Annotated in this window: 12 protein-coding genes; 2 read left to right on the forward strand and 10 right to left on the reverse strand. The window is 42.8% G+C overall.

Annotated features, from left to right (window positions below; translation table 11 throughout):
• Positions 1-16 precede the first annotated feature (16 nt).
• The 10 genes from F6K51_RS16300 to F6K51_RS16345 all read right to left on the reverse strand — a co-directional run bounded on the left by F6K51_RS16300 (position 17) and on the right by F6K51_RS16345 (position 14,823).
• Positions 17-1,501 (reverse strand): glycosyltransferase family 39 protein, encoded by a 1,485-nt coding sequence (locus F6K51_RS16300; RefSeq protein ID WP_293021825.1) that lies wholly within the window; start codon positions 1,499-1,501, stop codon positions 17-19.
• Between the two features lie 22 nt (positions 1,502-1,523).
• Positions 1,524-2,384 (reverse strand): sulfotransferase family 2 domain-containing protein, encoded by an 861-nt coding sequence (locus tag F6K51_RS16305; protein ID WP_293021826.1) that lies wholly within the window; start codon positions 2,382-2,384, stop codon positions 1,524-1,526.
• 229 nt (positions 2,385-2,613) lie between these two features.
• Positions 2,614-3,879, reverse strand: a complete 1,266-nt coding sequence (locus F6K51_RS16310; protein WP_293021828.1) for a lipopolysaccharide biosynthesis protein — start codon at positions 3,877-3,879, stop codon at positions 2,614-2,616.
• Positions 3,879-5,021, reverse strand: coding sequence for a hypothetical protein (locus F6K51_RS16315; RefSeq protein WP_293021830.1), 1,143 nt, complete (start codon positions 5,019-5,021; stop codon positions 3,879-3,881). Before F6K51_RS16315 ends, F6K51_RS16310 begins: the two co-directional genes overlap by 1 nt.
• 160 nt (positions 5,022-5,181) lie before the next feature.
• Positions 5,182-6,141, reverse strand: a complete 960-nt coding sequence (locus tag F6K51_RS16320; RefSeq protein ID WP_293021831.1) for a glycosyltransferase family A protein — start codon at positions 6,139-6,141, stop codon at positions 5,182-5,184.
• A gap of 107 nt (positions 6,142-6,248) precedes the next feature.
• A complete protein-coding gene (locus tag F6K51_RS16325) occupies positions 6,249-7,742 on the reverse strand; it encodes an O-antigen ligase family protein (RefSeq protein ID WP_293021833.1) in 1,494 nt (497 codons plus the stop codon).
• The gene (locus tag F6K51_RS16330) at positions 7,726-9,945 is read right to left on the reverse strand and encodes a polysaccharide biosynthesis tyrosine autokinase (RefSeq protein WP_293021834.1); all 2,220 of its coding nucleotides are present in this window, start codon (positions 9,943-9,945) and stop codon (positions 7,726-7,728) included. The genes F6K51_RS16325 and F6K51_RS16330 overlap by 17 nt, the downstream gene beginning before the upstream one ends.
• An 84-nt stretch (positions 9,946-10,029) precedes the next feature.
• Complete coding sequence (locus tag F6K51_RS16335) at positions 10,030-11,475, reverse strand: glycosyltransferase family 4 protein (RefSeq protein WP_293021835.1); 1,446 nt, start codon at positions 11,473-11,475, stop codon at positions 10,030-10,032.
• A gap of 141 nt (positions 11,476-11,616) precedes the next feature.
• Positions 11,617-12,843 (reverse strand): glycosyltransferase family 4 protein, encoded by a 1,227-nt coding sequence (locus F6K51_RS16340; protein ID WP_293021837.1) that lies wholly within the window; start codon positions 12,841-12,843, stop codon positions 11,617-11,619.
• A gap of 528 nt (positions 12,844-13,371) precedes the next feature.
• A complete protein-coding gene (locus tag F6K51_RS16345; RefSeq protein WP_293021839.1) occupies positions 13,372-14,823 on the reverse strand; it encodes a phospholipid carrier-dependent glycosyltransferase in 1,452 nt (483 codons plus the stop codon).
• Between the two features lie 832 nt (positions 14,824-15,655).
• Between F6K51_RS16345 and F6K51_RS16350 the strand changes: the two genes are divergently transcribed.
• Together F6K51_RS16350 and F6K51_RS16355 are read left to right on the forward strand one after the other, a co-directional pair.
• A complete protein-coding gene (locus tag F6K51_RS16350; protein WP_293021840.1) occupies positions 15,656-16,174 on the forward strand; it encodes a hypothetical protein in 519 nt (172 codons plus the stop codon).
• A 191-nt stretch (positions 16,175-16,365) separates the two neighbouring features.
• A partial coding sequence (locus F6K51_RS16355; protein WP_293021841.1) for a hypothetical protein occupies positions 16,366-17,132 on the forward strand: 767 nt, incomplete at its 3' end.

A 17,132-nucleotide genomic window follows, 5' to 3' on the forward strand; every position in this document is an offset into this window, starting at 1 on the left:
TATCTTTGAAAGCCACTTAGTCTAAGGCTGTTTCGGTGTCCTTAGGGGTGACCAAAAATACATCGATATAACTTTTATACCCGATCTCATTCTTGAATACTTGATGGTTTTGGATTTGAAATCTTTTCCTGAGCTCATTCTGTAATTGCTCAGTGCTATCTGGGTTTCTGTTATTATTATGTACCAGCCACAGGCGTGATGGAAATGGTGACAAACTTTGTTCCCACTCCTCTAAATCTAAAACCTGAATAGGTGCTGAACCCTGATAGTAATGATTTAAGGCAAGACGCGGGCGAGGATAACCGATGTGTAAAGCAATGACATCTTCCGGTTGCTCATTAATCGTAATCATTTGTGACACACTGCGCCAATCGTGACGGTACACCTTGGTATAGTAATGCTCCAACCCACCACCAACTGCCACGAAATACATCAGAGCGATCGCAATCCCTAATTTCCGTGCTCGATGCCAAATTTTGCTAAACCCTACTGCCAGCAAAATCAGCAGGTATGGAGCAATGAATAGCAGATAGCGTGGTAGCCAAACCGGACTAAAGATCCAAGACATTATAAACAGCACAGCTGTCGGTAAAAATCCCCAAGCAGCAAGCCAAAAAATGTGGGGTTTAAGCTGCCTATTAAATAGAGAAAAGCCCAGCAAACCAGCCAACATTATGGTATATAACTTGTAGAAATGTTCACTTACAGAGGACTGTAAAGACTTCAAGGGCCAATAGGCTGTAAATATCGTTAGTCGGGACAACACATTAACTAGGGTTGGTTTCGGGTTGTTAGCTGTCCAACCGTCAAAGAATGCAGATGAAGCAGTAGCGACCTGGAAAATCCATGGTAAGGACACAATACCAACAACTAGGAGTACTGCACCAACCCCTAACAAAACACGGTATCGCTTACGAAATTTCCACACCAGTAATAGACAATCTGGCAGTAGCAGCAAACAATTGAGTGGTGTAGTCAAAGTCGCTAAAAGCCGTGCAATCAGCCAGCAACTGATTGACACAGTGGTCATACGTTCCAGCCCATGAGTCAGAGCCAGTGTGCCTACTAGACCAAGGAAAGTACTTAAGCTGTACATCCGCACTTCTTGGGCATGGTTGATGAACACAGGCGATAGGGTTACTAGGAGAGCTGCAATCAGTCCAACTCGCTGTCCCACTAAACGACGACCAAGGCAATAAGTTAAGAAAACACTACCTAATCCAAACGGAATCGACAATCCCCGCAACCAGACATCACTCTCACCGAAAAACATCCAAAGCCGTAGAAGTATGAAATAGAGTGGGCGTGTCAGACGAAGCTTCTCTGGTATCGCTTTAGCGTCATGAATACTATAGAGTTCATCGATCCAAAGGCTCTCTGTACCAAGTTGATAAAAATACAACGTAACAGCTAATAGCAGAATCAAGGTAATGGGAATCCACTCCTGTAGCGAATTAACTCTAGCTAGTGGTGGCAAAAAAGATTGTGTTTTGGATTTCATATTCATATCAATTTGTCATTTGTTATTTGTCTTGATATTCAGAAGTATTTGAATTTAAAAAATTTTCGATTGCATACTCATATATTTCAAGATCAGGCTGACATATCCTTTGGATTTTTTCTAAATTTTTTTCAGTGATGACAGAAGATTGGTGCTTTTTTGATTTAGGATTACGATTTAAATTCCTAATCCTTAATTTTCTGCCAAAGCGCTCTTCAAACTGTTTCAAAAATTTTTCTGGGTACTCTAGGAATCCGATCAGAGCAAATTTATGCAAATTTTCTTTAGCTTGATTAACAGCTTGCTCTGGGCTGTAGTCTCCTATCTCATGGTTACCTCCTAAAAACGTTACATATTTATGTCCTTGTGCTTGACCAAACTCTGAGTCTAAATACTCTTCGATTTCCATATCTATTTTACAATGTTCATGGCTTTTATAACGATTATATAAATATTCGGAAATCCATCGTTTTACTGGATCTCGTAAAATAGTAATAAAGGCATAGTTTTCTTGAAAATGACGATGAGCTACTGAACTAAATACCAAGTGACCAGTAATGTAATTAACATTTTCCCGACACATAAAATAGACAAGTAAATTCTCTCGAAGCTTTAACACAACCGGGTCATCTACCCTACTCGATGATAAGTCTCGAGCAATCAGTTTCTGAGCAGCCTTCAAAGATGCAGCAGCATCCAGATGACATAAATTACGATCTCTGATATCCCAAGTAGCATAACAAGATTTAAGGGCTTTGCTAATTGACGACCCTCCACATTTAGGAATATGAATAAAAACAATATTTTCCTTCAAGCTTCCCTGAAACAAATTGCTAGTTCTGGCACTAACTTCCAGAAAGATACTATTGAACAAGTCATTCATTTTTTGTCTCCTATGTCATTAGAGTATTTATCAATTGGTTTAGAAAGTTATAGGTTTTAGGGAGCAGGAATCCCCCCTAACCCCCCTTAGTAAGGGGGGAAGGGAGCAGGGAGCAGGAACCCACCCCTAACCCCTCCCAGGAGGGGAAGTGAGGGAAGTGGGAAAAAAGTTTGTGTACCTCATAAGTATGGTAAATGCTATATAATACTGAATAAACGCGGACTTGATATTAATCAGACGACGCTGACCTTTTACCAAAGACGTATCGAATGATCCAAACCGCAAAAATTGGCATCGCTACTAATTGGGTGATCAGGACAGCTACAGCTACCCAAAAAATTCCTCCTTGCATGACTAGGAGTAAGGAAGTAGTAAACACAACAGTGAAAATCACGTTCCAGCCTAGATCAATGTGAGCTTTATCCAGCGCTTGAAGTAGCCGAGATGTGGAACGAGACAAGGCAATTGGCAAGGCTGAAAAGCAAATCAAGATTAAAACAGGAATTGCGGTTACCCATTTTTCCCCAAACACAATTGGCACATAAAATGGAGCCAAACTAGTTTGTAAAATAACAAGTGGTAAGACAATTGCTCCAATCATCTTGAAACTACCAAAGTATCGCTTTTTCAGCTCCTTTAAATCCTCACGAACTTGACAAAAATGAGGATACCAGGCGGAACCTAAGGCATTAAGAACACTCTGGCTAATCCCTAATCCAGCGTTGAAAGCAAAAAAGTAAAGTCCCAATACTTCCATACCGAGAAATCGACCCACTAGTAAATAATCGATGTTGAGTCTTAGCTTATTTAACAACTCAACTCCCAGCAGTTTGCTGCCAAAACTTGTAATGTTTTGCCATTGCTTCAAACTGACAGATTTAGGGGGTCGCCAAGGATGATTGGAATAGGTAATTACAATCCATACTGGATAGGATAAAACCATCGACCATACTACAGCCCAAACCCCCATATCCAACAGCGCTAAACCAACGATAATGATATTGCTGACTATTGCCTGTGCAGCATAACACCAAGCCCTAACGTTTAGTCGGTTTTCTCGTTCAATCAAAGCAGACTGAACCATGAAAACTGGAAACATTAAGTAAATTAGGGAAAGGGCACAGATGGGTAAAATCAGTTGGTTGTTGTCATAAAACCAAGCAATCGGATAGGAAGCAATACACTGAAGAATAGCTAGGGAAACACATAAAATCCAATTCAGCCAGTAGGCGGTATTACAGATAATCTCTAACTCTTGCTCATCAGCCTGAATCAGCTTAGCTCCAATCCCCGCTCTCAGGCTGAGAGTGTTAGCAAATTGAAAAGTAGTAACAATGACTGATACCATTCCATAATCATAGGGAGTGAAGACACGAGCTAGAGTAACCGTTGTCGCTAAACGGAAGATGCGCTGCACTAGTTCAGCACTTCCTAGCCAGCTAATGTTACGAATGAATTGGTCAGATGATAGCTGCTTGAGCTTTTTGATTAGCATTAGGATACAGGTACATTAGCAAAGGGAGGAGCTAAAGGCGCTCTAGGTCTACCGCCTCCACCTACGCGGTTTGGACTATTGTTAGTAACAATATGTAAAGATTGAAAGAGTTCCATAAAATCTTTGTAAAAGGGATTATTATGGTGAGCTTTAGCAAATAACCGATAACCATAAGCTGATTTAAACTCTTGTTTCACCCCTTTTTCCACAGCTAAAGCATAAGCATCTCTACCTGTTCCATCCACTACATAACCGCCATAATCTTGTAAAGCATGAAAAAGTTTTTTACCGGCTGGTGTAGTTATACCAAGACTTTCTTCTGTTACCTTAGGAGGAATTGCTAACAGAGATCCCATTACCAGTTGAGAATCCTTACCTTTATATTTAGATGGAGCTCTACGATCTGCTCTATCCGCAGGCCAGCGGTATCCAGGTGTAGGGCTTTGGGGATTGTAATTGAGGTATTTTCCCCAAAGTTCTATTTTTAAAACATGGCGAATTGGCTCGCTACCAGTCAACTCTCCCTTGCGTATCGTTCCACCTATAGAGGACAATCCAGAACCAAGATGACCTCCAGCAATACCTTGACTGTATAAATCTAAGTCTTTTTTTGGCCAGTGATAGCCATATACAGGACCACCTTTAACACAGCGAGCCATAGGTTCTAGTTGGATTATGGTGTGACCATCAGGCTGAAGCAAAGCAGCAGCATTATTGGGAGTAGAATACTTAGTGGGAGTGTTAATCGCATCCGGAACAATTAAATCATCAGGAATAGGAATAGATAAATTTTCATAGCTTGTCTGACCGCTACATCGCTTTGTCCAACTGCCAGGATTATACAAGGGTTGCAGTGGACTACCTGCGGGGATAATAAATAACAGATCAACATCTACAGAAGAACGGGCTGATCGAGGTAGATTAGCCGGTTTATACTTAGCATGACTACCAATCGGCATGTTCCAGATTGAGTCCTGAGAAAAGGGCCAGAGCCAGGGGTCACGAGTGGTAGGAGTGCTGCTCTTAGCATACATCAAATTGTTGGGTGGTAGATAATTAGCCAAACCAATGCTTATAGCTATTGTTACCAGCAGCAGTAATCCTAATAAATACCGTTTGAATTTCCAAGATTTGAAGATCATATAAGGCTTAGTAAAATGCCGTTTTATATCAAATCTATTAGCATCGGTATTGCCTAACACAAGAGTGTTCGTTAAAAAGCAAAACCTTGTGGAGCTCAAGACTTTTGATAAATGACAAATGACAAATGACTATAAATGAAGGAAACAAGCGAACTTGATATCATGCAAAATTTGATAGTCGCTGACGCACACTGTAAGCCAGCTCTAGCACTTTGCCATAGCCCTCAGGTCCGAACCACTGCATCAATGCGATCGCTATACTCAAACGGATGTACTCTCGGGAGAAGCGTAGCTGAGGGTAATGCATGAGAGCTTGACGACGAAAATGATTAGCCATTTTGTAATCTTGCTCACTACTTTGAAGACATTTCCACGCTAGGCAGAGATTAATATTGCCATAGCTTCGATTTCTTAAATGTAAGCTTTCAAAGGGAGCAGATTGAAAAGCTTTTTCAATGATTGTACGGAAGTCTTCTAGCCTTTTTACATAGTTTTTGGACTTATTATTTTGATGATGGCGATAGCGAACTAAGGCTTCTTTTACCACAGCAAAAGGATAACGTGAAGCAATCCGAAGCCACATGTCCCAATCTTGAGCCGCGCAAATAGTTTGATCAAATACCCCTAGGGTCTCAAAGCAGTGGCGACGAACCATTGCTACACTGCCACATTCAACTATATTGTGTTCAACAAGCTTCTCCCAAACATTACCCTCGGCGTGATGTTCAAACACTCTACCTGTGGGTTTTCCGGTTTCATTGATATAGGCAACCCAGGTATATACCAGACCGACGTCTGGATTTTCTTCCAGAACAGACAGTTGTTTTTCTAGCTTAGTGGGCTCCCAAAGATCATCAGCATCAATGAATGCTATATAATCCCCCCTAGCATTAGCAATTCCCTGGTTTCGTGCTGCAGACAAGCCTTGATTGGCTTGGGAAATCAGTTTAACTCGCGGGTCAGCTATCTGAGAAATCCATTGCTCAGTATTATCTGTACTGCCATCATTAACAACTATTACTTCAAAATCATCATAGGTTTGATTGAGAACACTATCGATAGTTTTGGGAAGATAAGTCATGGCATTGTAGGTGGGAATAACTACAGAAATCTTTGGCATATCTATAAACTCCTAAGTTTTCTAGTTAGGTCACTAAATAGTTAAAAAACTAAAGTTAAAAAACTAAAATTAAAACACTAAAATTAAAACACTAAAATTACTAACCCTCAGTTGCCAACTCTAGTTGAGAACCGACTTTGTTTCACAGTACTAGTAACAACAGTACTATCAGAAGGTGGACGCCTCTGCCAGTTCCAACCTGCAATTGCCAACAAGGTATACCAGTAGAAAAAGAAATTGGTATGACTCCAGATGTTCTCGGTAATCATCCCTACAGGTATAGCCATAAGAGTTGCCAACAGGATAAAACACAAATCCCGCTGTCCACTTCCAGCAGGTGCATACCGAAGCAACTGAACAAGACGCAAAAACTGAGCAAAGAGAAAAGCTAAAAAAGTCCCTAGACCCAGTAACCCACCTTCTACCAGACTCCGGACATAATCATTGTGGGGAAGAAGACCATTGGTACTAATGTGATCACTCAAACCCAGACCATAACCCAAGATTGGGACATGCTGCCATTGCGTCAGTAAGTAAGTCCACTGATCGAGCCGCCAATTAAAACTGTTGTGGTCTACCTTCGAGAGCAGAATCGCACGCCAGATATCAATGTCAGGATTGAGTAGCGGTGTGTTAGCAATTGATCCGAGGCGTTCTTGTCCAAACTCTGAACTTGCAAATAGTCCTATAACTAGGGCGAAAAATAGCAACCCACCGATTAGGTTAACTAGACTTAATCTAGGGGCAATCAAAACCAACACAAAAGTCGCCAACATCATCAAGCCAAATAGGGCTTTGGTACTCACAAAGAAAAAGGCGAGTAAACCTAGCAACAGAAGCCAGAGCAAACGCTGCTTTGAATGACTTAACTTCCAATAGGTCAGACCGATAAATAGCAATATAAAGGTAACGAAGGTATTGGGGTGACCCAGAGTCCCTCTGATTCGAGATGTTCCTCCAGAGATTGTGGCAGAGTGATTTGTAATTGGTGAAAGTATCGAAGGTAACACTGAAGGAATGATCATCTGGATCAAGGCTAATGTAAGTGGTAAAACAAGAGCCAAGAACAGCATATGGATAATTTTTTCAGGAGCAATCCGGTGTTTAAGCTGCATGATCAACAGGTAGACCATCAGCCATGAAAATAGGCGCACCCACTCCCGGATACTCACTGAAATATACGAACTATCAAGTCCTAATCCTCCCAAAGCAAGCAGGATAACCCACAAACCCTGTAACCCTACCCAACCAGCAAATAACCACCAAAATTTATCAGTTTGAACCCTCCGACCTGTTAATAACATTACTGTCACGTAGAGTAATGTTAGAGCATCAAGCCCGATGGCAAATAGTGCTGGTAACTGTTGCTTTGAGAAAATATCAAGAGAGCTACGCAGGATTAACATACCCAGTACAATTTGCTCAAAGCTGGCAAAGCAGTAGACCAGCACTGCTACCATACCTGCGCCAAGCGCTAAAACCAGTAAAAGGGGATTAATGCCAGCCAGTAACCCTGTAACTATACCAACCCCTACACCGGCTGACCCTACCAAAACGGTAGGGTTAGGGAAACGACTCCGACCGTTATTGCTCCACATCATCTGAACCCCGCGATAAAACAGACTTCCCAGACGCTACAGACTTGTTGAGGGAACCATTGAGATCGCTCAAACGCTTCAGGGATTTGGATAAAGACTGGTAACTGTGATCGGAATAGGAGTAAAATCTTTCAGTCTGAGCCGTCATCCCATTGATCACCACCCCTAGTATGGGCAAGCCATTATCTTTCAATTCTTTCAATTCTTCTCCTGCTTGAAGTAGGATGTCCTTTGGTGTGAAGTTGGGACGGGTAATCATGACTAATCCCTCACTATACCGACTCAAGGTATGAACATCGGCACAGCTACTAATTGGTGGAGTATCGATGATGACCAGATCATAATGAGTTGCTGCTTTGGCTAACAGATGTTTCATCGAAGCTGACTCTAGCACCCTAGAGGGGTTAGTAAACAGCCCACCAGAGGTCAAAATTGAGAGGTTTTCAATACTTGTGGGTTGCACTGTCTCAAACAGATTGATATCTCTGTCAATTACATCCGTCAGACCAGGCAATGGGGTTACCCCCAAGATCCGATGCTGCTTGGGCTTACGTAGGTCTGCATCAATAATTAATGTCTGCCGAGATAACATAGCTGACACAGCTGCTAAATGGGAAGCCACGATTGACTTACCTTCACCAGAAACCGTACTGCTGACCACAATCAGCTTCAACTTCTGTTGAGTCCGAAACTCTAGCTTCTTGAGGAGTAGGCGGTAAGGTTCAACTAAACTGAGATCATCCAAAAATTGTTCGGGATGCTTAAGACTCAGAGCAGATAACGGTATTTCCGGTAAGACTCCCAGTCTGGGAAGTTTCAGCAGTACCTCTGCATCAGAAACATCGTACAACTTGTTATCTATCACCTCCAGCAGTAGAATAATACCGATGGCTAGGGTAATTCCAGCAGCGGTAGCAAGTACTAGCACCACTTTCTTATTGGGTTCACTGGGTAAGGAGGGGACTTGAGCTTCAGCAATAATACGGATATTGCTAACGAGTTGAGCTTCAGCAATCCGTGCTTCCTCTAGTTTGTTTTGTAGAAATTTCAACGATTCAGTTGCTTCTTCTCGTTGGCGAACTAACGCCGTAAGACGTTGCTGTTTAATGGGTAGTTGCTCAAGATGATTCTGAAGTATAGCTCGCTCACGCTGTAAAACTTTTAGCTTCTCTGCCAGTGCTAATTGTTCAGTATTAGAAATAATATATCTGGAGGTAAGCTCCTGACTCAACTGATCAGATGCTACATCGCTAGGGCTTATGGTCTGAGGGTTGGGGGCAATAGTAGCAATTTTATCATTGTAGAGTGAACGGATAGCATCTCGCTCTTCCAGCAACGATAGTACTGTGGGATGATTCTCGTTAAAACGTGAACGAACCGTAGCTAACTCGGAATCCAAATCTGCTAGCTTATCCCGTAATTTATCTAGTTGTTCATCTTGACCAACCCTTCCACCTACGTAGGCATTATTAATAGTATTAAAGCCTGTTAGTTGCTCGATTGCCTTCAGCCGGGCATTGACCTCTTCAAGTTGGGCATACAGAAGACGTTCCTGGTCTTCTACCTTAGCAAGACTCTCCACCAAGCTTTCGGTTTGTTCATTAAAGGAGACTAAACCACTACTTTTTCTATACTTGCTCTCCGCCACTTCTGCTGCTTCAGTCAATGCCCGTTGCTGAGGAAGCTCCTTCTCCAAAAACTCCCGTACTGCTCTAGCTTCTTGGCGAATTGCTTCAGTACTTTCGTAAACCATTGCGTTGGCAACAGCATTAAGCAACACAGTAGCTAATTCCGGGTTTTGATTCTGATAGCTGATTTCAAGAATGTTAGTAGCAGGAATATTTTTTACTGTTAAATCCTTCTTAAGTTCTTTAGGAGTTATTTTTGTCACTAAATTACTGACGTATTGTGAAAATACTTGGTCAATTGCTTGCTGCAGAATCCGTTGGGACTTAACCAGTTCTGCTTGATTAGCAATTGGGTTAGCCCCACCCGGTCCCCGGTTAGGCAATTGGCTAAGGTCACGACCTAAGGGAGAAACACTTACCTGTTTATTGTCAAGCATTAGCCTTGCTTTCACCTCATACACTGGTGAAGTATAGACTAGATAGGCGATCGAGGCACCAATTACGGAAGCAAAGGTAGCCAGAGCTGGCCAAAACCGACGCTTCAAGACTGATACTAAAGATGAAAGGCTGGTCTCCATTACACGTTTTTTAAGTCATTTGCTAATTGCTAATTGCTAATTGCAGCAATTTTAAAGTTTAAATTTGCCTTTTACCTTAATAGTTCACTTTTCTAGGGGGACCTTATTGAGTTCCTGTGGCTTGCTAGACAACAACAGGTCAAGTTGGAAGTTGACTTGTTCTAAGATTTGTTTACGTAAGGTTTTTTCCAAATTCTCTGCATCAGTCGGTTCCCGAGAATTCGTTTCTTCGTACAGAAGAGTAGTGAGTTCTTGTAGACAAGCTTGTAGACGCTGCCGTTTTTCAGGTGTCATAGTCATTGCTTTAGGCTTGAGTGTTGACTGGAATTCCTTACCTAGACTCACCTTTAGTTCAGTGGTAGGCTGCTGAATTGAGTCGTTTGTTTGCTGTGTGATCACAACAGGTGAGTCGGTAACTTTGGCATACAGGGCTAAGTGATCAGCAGTGATTTTTTCCCAGTTGTAGTTAGCTTGCACATATCGTTGTGCCTTCTTAGCCATTTTTGCCAACTCCAGAGGTTGCTGTATGCCTTGGGCTAGACAACGAACGCAGGAGTTAGGGTTTCCAGTCTCGAACAGCAGACCTCGCTCTTGACCAACAAGTTGCCGATGTGGCGGAATGTCACTTGCCACCACTGGGATTCCTTCCCGCATCGCTTCTAGCATCACTAGGGGCATTCCTTCTAAATCAGAAGGCAAAACGAAAATCCCTGCTCCTCGCATGATCTCTGATAAGCGAGATCCTTGGAGTTCACCCGTGAAGAGTATATCGTTATTTCCAGCTGCCATATTGACCAGCTTCGAGGTAAACTCAGGCATTTCACTGATACCACCAGCTAGAACAAGTTTCCATCCTCTAGGCTTGAGGGATTGAAACGCCTCTATCAGTAAATCGGGTCGTTTTTCCGGTACCAGTCTGCCTAGGAATAGAATATAACGTCCCTGTTGTAGTGAGAGGGATTTAAGATAGGGAAATTTCGGGTCTGACTCAGCATATATCCCTGGGGCGTTGGGGATGTCAATTGTATCAATGCCGTAGGTTTTCCAAAAATAAGACTTGAGATTGTTTGATACTACAACCAGTTCATGGGCATAGTTCACTGCCACCTTTTCTCCCAAGTGGATGATACTACTAGAAAGTCGGCCCCACTTAGCTCGTTGCCAGTCCAATCCATGACAGGTAACCACAATCCCTGTAGAAGAGGTAATTCTGGGAATCCAGCTAAACAGGGCTGGACCGACAGCATGGAAATGCACAATGTCATAGCGTTTGATAATTGAAGCGATCGCAGCGAAAGCAGAACTGGTCAACGCATCTAGCCCTCTGAATGATAAGGAGGGTAGGCAAATCACTTGCACACCTTTGTATTTATAAGAGGAAAACCAGGGGGTTTGGGTATAACTCGGTCGAGCGAACAGATCTACCGAGTGACCTTGTGCAACCATTTTGGGATAAACTTCCTGACAGCAGCGCTCAATTCCACCCTGTTTAGCCGGTAAACCTTTTGCTCCAATTACGGCAATTTTCATGATTTGCGATTCTCTTTTAGAAACGGTAGATGTAATCAGACATTGGATAGTAGACCTCTTGCAAAAGTCCCAAACTAGTCTCCACAATCCGTATTGCCTATTGCCTGATCGGAAGTACCCTACTTATGCAAGAAGTCTAATTTAAATGCATTCTGCGGTAGTAGTAGATGACACAGAGCGCTGTTTCCAACGATGCAACATGTCTTTGTAGACATCGCTGACGACTGTGTGGGCTGCATAGGGCTGGGCATTCCTGACACAGGACACAGCCGGATAATCCTCGGCATGTTGCAATACATGACCCAGAGCATTTGCGATCGCATTTGGTGTTCTTTCGTAGGCCACCATCCCACTGTCAGCACGGAGCAGTCTAGGGGTTTCACCACAGTTGGTAGTTACTACAGGTGTTCCACTCGAGAGTGCTTCCAGGACAACCATAGGAAGACCCTCGTAGGCACTGCTCAGTACAAAGGCGCTGCTGATCCGGTGCAACTGGGCTAGTTTTTCAAAGGACACGGACCCGAGCATGGTGACTCGCTCACAGAGCGCCAAACGAGCAATTTCAGAACGGACTTCACCAGCTAATTCTCCATCCCCTGCTATGAGCAGATGAAGACTCGGGTCGTTGAGCGCTGCGTACGCTCGCACCAGTAAAATCGGATCTTTCTGGGGATGAAGGCGACCTGCGAACAAAACAAAACGTGTCTGTTCTGGTAAACCTAGCTGCTGGGCAAGGAGTTTCCTTTGCTTCTCCTGTTCCCTTGGTTCTAAGGGATAAAAAATCTCAGTATCAACTGTGTTTTTCAGAAAAGTGACGCGCTCAGCTACAGCGGGGTAACGTTCCTGGTAGAATTTTGCTGATTCCGTATTACAAGAATAAATCTGGTCAAATTGCTTAATCAGGAAGCGCTCCAGTGCAAAATACCCTGCCGGAAAATACTGCCATAGCATGGCCTTCTTACTAGTGCCAGCAGCAATCTGCTGCTGAATATCATTGTGAATGAAAAGGGTCTTATCTCCATACCAGTTGAGAGCTGCTAGAGTTGGTTCAAGGCGATGGAAGTGGATAAAATCAGATGCCAAGCAACGACCTAACAAAGCTGCTGTATACTTGACAGTAGTCGGTATAAAGCCCCTAACATTATCATTGAGCATATTAAATAGGGGCATGAATTGGATTGACCGACCAGCATACTCAGTCTTTTGCCATACCCCTGTCGATGATTTGGGTTCTCCTGTTCCTACCAACCGCACCTCAAACTCACTCGGAGCATATTTAATGAAGGAGCGGATCACTGTCTGAATGCCACCGATGCTGCTATTCCATGGATTGAACTGGTAGAAAATCGTCAAAATGGGCTTACGCATGAATTCAAGTTGAGACTTTAACTAATTGCCTGAGGCAACAAAATCAGAGTGATTTGCGCCAACCACTGGTTTGAGGGGGTTCAACTTTTCCTGAAACCAGATGGATTGCCAAGTTGGCAGGATTTTCTAGCCTCGAGAGTATATTATTCACAATTCTGTTCTTTTTCACACAAAATTACTATGAAGTTTCTGTCAAGTATCTGTATATTTTTTGTGAATTTATTGTGGACAATAGTATTGCGGTAAGCATTCCTTAGGAAAGGAATGCTTACCTCTTTTATTCAAAAACTGTTCGCGTAGCGTGGCCAATGGCTGATAGCTGATTGCTTACGTATTGGGATACTTCAGAGGGGCATACAGCAGGTTGGAATTTCTTGGAGTACAGTAGCTATAGCGGTTTTTTCAGCAAATGCAACAGGCAACAGAACAGAAATAACAGATGACAGGCGAGACGCCTGTTCTACGGAGCGCTGATAGCTGATTGTTCTTCTGGCTCAACATCTCAATTCAATACAACTCGGGATTACCCTAAATCCAGGAGCGGAACCACATCCGCAGGTGATACCCTGACCCAGACAAGGGTAGACCTAAGTAAATTGGTAACCAGAATATAAAAGCTAGTACAACTACCAAGATGACGGTGACACCAGCACTACGATACTGGTTTTGCTCACTGTGTAGCCAGCGGTCAACTAGCCAAGCCAGTGCTAATCCAGAAAACACTGAAGCTCCCATATAATGATAGAGAAACGTGCAGCGAGTCACTTTCGTCCAAGGCAATAGGTTAGCAGCGTAGTTTACGATCAAATAGAGGGTAATCCAGGTATAGGAAGTTGGTATGGATTTCCAGCCCACTCCTTCTAAAATTCGTTGGGTTAACAGCAGCAGCAGCAACAAAATTGCTGTAGTCGAGAGCCACCATAGGAAAGGATTGCCCATGGCATGGACATCATAGATTACATTGCTCGCACCAGCCGATAAGGGGGAGTCAGTGGCAACAGCTTCAGGGGTGTGACTAGCAGTCTGATAAAAGTAAGCAACCGGACGCCACATCAACAGCCAACTATACCACCTGGAACAGTAAGGATGGACGTCAGTGCCACTGCCCACATTTTGATGGAAGGTTAAAATTTTGACTTGAGACTCCCAGAATCCAGGGCTAGGATTCATCAGTAAGTGAGGAATCCAAAGGAAGCTGTAGGTGACAACTGGTAAAATCACCAAGTTTAGCACGATGTGCCCGACATTCAGTTCCGTCAGGTTCTGTAATGGATGGCGTCCCGATGCTATAGGGCGAGTACGGGTTTTCTGGCCAAAATAAGTTCTAAATAATTGCCATACCCAAGCGACAGCCCATACTATATAAATGCCTAACAAAAACCACAAGCCATTCCACTTAATCGCTGCGGAAGCACCAAAAAACACACCAGATAGGATTAGCCAGCGTTTTGCACCGTGATGATTCAGAGCCAGAAGGAAAAACAACTGACCGAGTAATCCTAAGATCACTAAATATATATTGTTCAGGGCATAGCGGGATTCTACCAGGAATAAACCATCAGTAGCTGCGAACAGAGCAGCAATCAAAGCATAGCTGCGACGTCGATTGAGTTGATAAGCCACAGCCGCCACTACGATCGGAATCAAAGAACCGGTCAGGGCATTCAGCCATCGGTAACTCCAGGTAGACCGTAAGGAACCAGTCAGGTCGTTAACCGTATCCTGCCCAAAGGGGAGGTGAGAGCCAATCCAGATGCCAATGGCAATGATGTACTGACTTAGGGGAGGATGGGGATTGAAAAAGGAAGTACCGGTTAAGTAGTTATTGGCAAATATAGCGTAGTAAACTTCGTCGAATACCAGGCGATTAAATCGACCCAGTCCCCAAAATCGCAGGGCGAGTGACAGTAAAACAATGGCAGTTATGCCAATGCTAAACCAGGGGATAGACGAATCAGACGGCTTTTTTGGCAAAATCATCACCATCGAGGCTTGGGTTATCGGTGAATGGCACACTCAATCTGGAGTAGAGGAGACCTTGATCAGAAATTCTTTTCTGGGGGAAGAGCGGGAAGAGAGATAAGAGTGGAAAGACAACACTGCCCCTTTATCCCCCCTTGTCTACCTTCCCTAATTCAGAAAGTATAAAATATGCCAATTAAATGCACACTAGCTTAATAACCTGTAAGCTGATCACCTGCAACCTGTAACTTATACCTGCTCAGCATCTGTAGCTCGAATCAATGAAATTGGTATAACTTACCCCTTTTAAGGCTTTTATCACTTTTGGTTTTTTTGACACTTTGTATACTTTAATCTCTTTAATCCCTTTAACTTTTTTGCACGCTTATCCTCCCTTCGTTTCTCCCTCGTGCCTATACAATTGTGATATAACCAAAAAAATTATCAGACAAGTATTCCTGATTTTCCTCTAACTGGATTGAAAAGTTAATAATAGGCATCACCACTTGACCTTTCCTTATTATTCTAAAATTGCTTCACATTTTTCACAAAAACTATCACTATTATTAAACTGTTGGCAAAGATGATAAATGCGGTATATTTTTAGGATAAAAAACAAGTTTATAGTGGTAAATATTGAGTTATAATATATCTGGTTTTTATGGACAAGGATAAAAATCGATTTTTATCCTTGTGGAGAGTTATTCCTGGGTGTGCTGCCACTCTAAACCATCAGTAGGAGTAAAGATTATTTTCTCGTTAATAGAGAAAAATCAGCCTCTGCTAATGACTTAAATGTCAATGATTAAAACAATCAAAAGCCCACGTAGTTAGCACATAGGAAACACTTATGAGAAACTCAGATGTTATTGTAATAAATGGCAGAAACAGTAATCAAATAAATGACACAGAGATTAATCAAATAAATGGCACACAGGACGACGACAACATCACACAAGGTACCGAAAACCGAGATCATATCTATGCCCTTGGCGGGGCTGACACTATAGTCGGAAGTGTTGGAGGTGACACTATCGACGTTGGTTATGATGATGATCCTGATTATGTCAAGTATGATAACTTTTCCCAGAGGACGGACCAGATCATAAACTTCGATCCCAACGATGAAGACAGTATTTATGTAAAATCTGATTTGTTTTCGGATCTTGTTGACAACGAAGGTTTGAATTCAGATGCCAATTTTGAAGATCGGTTGCAAATTTATCAGTTGGGTTCAGATGCTTATATTAGAGTAGATCCAGATGGTCTTCAAGGCAACACCCCCTTCAGAACATTAGCTACCCTGAAAAATGTTGATACAAACGATCTAACTATAGATATAGTTGATGGCGATTTTATCATCGGATGATTAACCACAGGTGATTTAGGATTGTCAAGATCAGCTTCGAGGTTACCTGTGGAACCAATCAGCAATCCGGTCAGTCTTCAACCCAAGACTGTCAGATGGGTTTCCAGCGTCTACTCGGAAAAAATATCCAGTTTGGAACTGGGAAGCATCTACCCATGACTAATCTCTAGTTCTCAACAAAGATAATAAATATGTTTCACCTTAAAAACCACAAGTGCTTCTCTTTGAGAACAGGTATTGTCAGCCTGATCGGTGTGGCCAGTCTATTTGATACTAATCCTGCCTCAGCCATCATCATCACTAATGGTAGTTTTGAAAACAATTTTACGGGCTGGGAAACATTGGGTAGTGCTTCTGTGCGCACCGCAGGTTTTGGTAGTAAACCTACTGACGGCAGTTTCTATGCCCAGCTAGATACATTCCTTCCCCAGGAACAAGAGAACTTCATGGAGCTAGCCGATTTTCTAGAGCTGAACATTACAGCCCTGGATAATCTGGGTACGGGAAAGGGGGAGGTGTTTGAAGGATCAGCAATCAGAACTAGCTTTACAGCAGAAGCAGGAGATGTTATTAATTTTGATTACAACTTCCTCACAGATGATTTCGGTTCTGAGTATTTTAATGACTTCGCTTTTGTGGGAATTTCCGGTCAGGTGAATGGTTTGGCTGATACGTTCTCAGTATTAGCTGATTCCATGACACCGTTTGTGAATGAAACTGGTTTTAGCACCTACTCTCAGACAATTGTTGGCTCTGGAACCTACACCTTGACCATAGGTGTGACAGATGTTGGGGATGGTGCCTTTGATTCAGGAGTAATAATTGATAATGTCAATGTAGTCAGACTCGAACCAACTGATCCCCCCTCAGTTCCAAAACCAACTGATCCCCCCTCCGTTCCAAAACCAACTGATCCCCCCTCCGTTCCAAAACCAACTGATCCCCCCTCCGTTCCAAA

Source organism: Moorena sp. SIO3I8 (assembly GCF_010692325.1).
In the GTDB taxonomy this organism is placed as follows: domain Bacteria; phylum Cyanobacteriota; class Cyanobacteriia; order Cyanobacteriales; family Coleofasciculaceae; genus Moorena.

Excerpts from the sequence above, each read along its gene's own strand:
- F6K51_RS16340 (WP_293021837.1), bottom strand. The coding sequence starts at position 12,843 with ATGCGTAAGCCCATTTTGACGATTTTCTACCAGTTCAATCCATGGAAT.
- F6K51_RS16320 (WP_293021831.1), bottom strand. The coding sequence starts at position 6,141 with ATGCCAAAGATTTCTGTAGTTATTCCCACCTACAATGCCATGACTTAT.
- F6K51_RS16325 (WP_293021833.1), bottom strand. The coding sequence starts at position 7,742 with ATGATGTGGAGCAATAACGGTCGGAGTCGTTTCCCTAACCCTACCGTT.
- F6K51_RS16305 (WP_293021826.1), bottom strand. The coding sequence starts at position 2,384 with ATGAATGACTTGTTCAATAGTATCTTTCTGGAAGTTAGTGCCAGAACT.
- F6K51_RS16330 (WP_293021834.1), bottom strand. The coding sequence starts at position 9,945 with ATGGAGACCAGCCTTTCATCTTTAGTATCAGTCTTGAAGCGTCGGTTT.
- F6K51_RS16350 (WP_293021840.1), top strand. The coding sequence starts at position 15,656 with ATGAGAAACTCAGATGTTATTGTAATAAATGGCAGAAACAGTAATCAA.
- F6K51_RS16300 (WP_293021825.1), bottom strand. The coding sequence starts at position 1,501 with ATGAAATCCAAAACACAATCTTTTTTGCCACCACTAGCTAGAGTTAAT.
- F6K51_RS16335 (WP_293021835.1), bottom strand. The coding sequence starts at position 11,475 with ATGAAAATTGCCGTAATTGGAGCAAAAGGTTTACCGGCTAAACAGGGT.
- F6K51_RS16310 (WP_293021828.1), bottom strand. The coding sequence starts at position 3,879 with ATGCTAATCAAAAAGCTCAAGCAGCTATCATCTGACCAATTCATTCGT.
- F6K51_RS16345 (WP_293021839.1), bottom strand. The coding sequence starts at position 14,823 with ATGATTTTGCCAAAAAAGCCGTCTGATTCGTCTATCCCCTGGTTTAGC.
- F6K51_RS16315 (WP_293021830.1), bottom strand. The coding sequence starts at position 5,021 with ATGATCTTCAAATCTTGGAAATTCAAACGGTATTTATTAGGATTACTG.